The following is a 1825-nucleotide window of genomic DNA, read 5'->3' as shown; positions in this document are numbered from 1 at the left end:
TCAATAAGCTTCGATATTTGGCCAGCGGATTTCGATGCCCTGCCGGGTGAGTTGTCGCTGGAAGTCGTCGAGATGGGTGTCGGTCTTCTGGACCTGGTGGGGTGTGAGGCGGTTGTCGAGGCAATGGGCGGCGAGCATGCCGGCGGCCTCGCCGATGTTCCATTCGACCGGATGCAGGCGGTAGCAGCCGTTGGTGATGTGGGTGGTGCCGATGTTCTTGCCGGCGGCGATGAGGTTGTTCATCCGCTGCGGCAACAGGCTCCCAAGCGGGATCTCGAACGGGCAGGACGGCACGTCGATATAGTTGTCGCCGCCGGTCGAGGGATGCAGGTCGATGCGGTACATGCCGATGCCGACGCTGTCGCGGTAGCGGACGGCGCCCTTCTTGCCGCGCACCGCGTAGGAGAGGTCCTGCTCGGCAATGCGGGTGACCGGCCGGATGCGGCGGCTTTCGCGGATATAGGGCGCCATGGCGAGCCCGTGCCCGGTGCCGGTGACGTCGCCGCGCAGGCGAAGGCCGCGATAGCCCTGGCCGCCGTCGGCGCGCGGCGCCTCCGTCTGCAGCCAGTAGAAGACCGAATAGGAAAGGTCGGCCGCCGCCTTCAGGTGTTTTGCCTTCTCCGCCTCGGAGACGTCGATGATCGTGCCGTCCATGTAGTCGATCATCGGCCAGTTCACGAAGCAGATGTCGGACGAATAGAAGCCGGGCTGGAAATTGCGCCGTGCGGCGATGCGGCGGAACAGCCAGAGGTTCTCGTCGCCGCCGCCCTTGCGCTGGTCGGCATCGACGAGAAGCGGATCGTCGTCGACATTGGGGGTGAAGGAGCGGGTGGTGAATTCCAGCGTGCGCGGATGCGGGGCGGTGAAGCCGATCAGCGGCCCGCCCCAGAAATGCGGCTGGTACCGGCGCCAGTGGTCGTAGTTCTCAGGCTTGTCGATCGTCCGGTCGCCGTCCACATGGTCGATGGCAAAGCAGATCGACACCGCCTGGACGTTGTCCGGCTGGGCTTCCGGCGGCGCGCTCGGCTCGCCGGTGTCGGACTGCGCCTCGAAACCCTTGACATATTCGGTGCCGGTCATCGGCAGGAGGTCGCCGAGCTCGGTGGCGTCGAGGATGTAATCGGCGGAAATGACGATCTCCTGATCCGTGTCGCGATGCCGGACGGTCACCGAGCGCACCGTGTCGCCCTCGACGTCGGCGGCGACCGGCCGGTAGGGCTGCAGCACGTTGAGCCGCCCCGCGCCGCGATAGGGCATCAGCATCGCCTCCATGACCGCCAGGCTGACGCGCGGCTCGGCGCAGATGCGGCTCACCCAGCCGGCGCCGGGATTGAGGTCGTCCCAGGCACGCGCCCCTTCGGTCAGCGGATAATGGTCGCGGTAATACCGGCGGATGCCGTCGCGCAGCTTGCGGTAGGAGCGGGTGATGCCGAACTGCTCGACCCAGGTATGCTCGTCGGAGGGCACCGCCTGGCTGGTCGACTGCCCGCCGATCCAGTCGAACTCCTCGGTCATGACGACGTGCCTGCCCGCCCGGCACGCCGCAAGCGCGGCCGCCACGCCGCCGAGACCGCCGCCCACCACCAGAATGTCTGCTCGCATTTCTTTCACGTCGTCACGTCCGTTTCTTTGCAGGGCCCGAGGGGGCAGGACCAAGGGTCTCGCCCTCGACCGGTTCACAGGTCAGAAGAATTTGCTCCACAGGAGCCGCCGCCTCGATGCGGCGCACCAGCATAGCGGTCGCCTGCCGGCCCATCTCCTCGCGGGGAATGCTGAAGGAGGCGAACTGCACATGGCTGCGCTCGGCGCGGATATGGCTGCCGAG

1 protein-coding gene and 1 pseudogene are annotated in these 1825 nt (G+C 66.8%); both read right to left on the bottom strand.

Annotated features, from left to right (window positions below; all coding sequences use genetic code 11):
• Nucleotides 1–1602, bottom strand: a complete 1602-nt coding sequence (locus ACMGE0_RS33410; protein WP_436820145.1) for an FAD-dependent oxidoreductase — start codon at nucleotides 1600–1602, stop codon at nucleotides 1–3.
• A gap of 13 nt (nucleotides 1603–1615) precedes the next feature.
• A pseudogene (locus ACMGE0_RS33405) lies at nucleotides 1616–1825 on the bottom strand (LacI family transcriptional regulator); the annotation flags it as partial.

This window comes from Neorhizobium descurainiae, assembly GCF_051400715.1.
In the GTDB taxonomy this organism is placed as follows: Bacteria; Pseudomonadota; Alphaproteobacteria; order Rhizobiales; family Rhizobiaceae; genus Neorhizobium.
This window is presented reverse-complemented; position numbering and strand designations above follow the sequence as displayed.

Coding starts and splice junctions, on each gene's coding strand:
- ACMGE0_RS33410 (WP_436820145.1), bottom strand. CDS start 1,602: ATGCGAGCAGACATTCTGGTGGTGGGCGGCGGTCTCGGCGGCGTGGCG.